Origin of the sequence: Priestia sp. JV24 (assembly GCF_025910025.1) — a bacterium.
GTDB classification, from domain to species: domain Bacteria; phylum Bacillota; class Bacilli; order Bacillales; family Bacillaceae_H; genus Priestia; species Priestia megaterium.
Genome location: NZ_JAPCIN010000097.1, coordinates 1 through 375, shown reverse-complemented (window position 1 = coordinate 375; position 375 = coordinate 1). Strand labels below are relative to the sequence as shown.

The following is a 375-nucleotide window of genomic DNA, read 5'->3' as shown; positions in this document are numbered from 1 at the left end:
TGACACGTTGTGAAGAACCATGTATATGAAAATGGAAGACTGCTCCAAACCAATAAGAAATTTTCTGCCTTGAAACAAAAGCAAAAAGAATGGATTACGAATGAGCTAAGGCAACGTTATATAAGTGCTATTAATTATCCTTATACTAAATTAAGTTCCAAGAAGCGAGATCAAATTTTAGATGGGGTATATGACCTTATTCAGAAAAAAGAAATTTGGATTCCTTATGATGAAGTGGAGAAACACTACTTTAGTAAAATCCCTTCATTTATTCGTAATAATAAGAAAATAGTGGAAGAAACGATACCAGTTGGGTCACAAAATGAACAGAGTTTATAGCTGGTATCCTTGAGGCTATATAGATTAAGATGGAGT

1 protein-coding gene is annotated in these 375 nt (G+C 32.8%); it reads left to right on the top strand.

Features of this window, described 5'->3' with window-relative positions:
* The first annotated feature begins 69 nt into the window (after nucleotides 1-69).
* Complete coding sequence (locus tag OK414_RS29860) at nucleotides 70-339, top strand: hypothetical protein (protein ID WP_263046374.1); 270 nt, start codon at nucleotides 70-72, stop codon at nucleotides 337-339.
* Nucleotides 340-375 lie beyond the last annotated feature (36 nt).